Source organism: Variovorax sp. 10N432, from assembly GCF_056394465.1.
On the sequence record NZ_JBFTHX010000170.1, the window covers coordinates 1 to 393 of the forward strand.

The 393-nt window shown below is 61.8% G+C and carries 1 protein-coding gene; it reads right to left on the reverse strand.

The annotated features are described in order from the left end of the window. On the reverse strand, nucleotides 1-376 hold a 376-nt coding region (locus AC1DF3_RS37195; protein WP_478142842.1), incomplete at its 3' end, for an ATP-binding protein. Between the last annotated feature and the right edge of the window lie 17 nt (nucleotides 377-393).

Genomic DNA, 393 nt, shown 5'->3' on the forward strand with positions numbered 1-393 from the left:
GGCGGGTACTGGTTTTCAGCAGATCGCCGAGGTAGCACAGCTCATAGCGTTGCCCGGCGTATTCGTAGCTCGGTGGATCGAGCCGGTAGTGCCCTTCGAGTTCGTTGGGCAGCACGCGAACGATGCCGTCGATGGTGTTCAGCGGGATCGCATATTGATCCTCCCCGCACTGCACCATCAGCGCGCGGTTGACCGACACGGTGAACGGCAGGCGAATCCGGAAATGCACGCCCTGCCCCGACGTCGAGTCGATGCTCATGGTCCCGCCGAGCTGCCGGACTTCTTCGTGAACCACGTCCATGCCGACGCCACGCCCGGAGATCTGGGTGATTTTCTCGGCGGTGGAAAACCCCGGTTGCAGGATGAATTGCAGCACGTCGCGATCGCTGATGT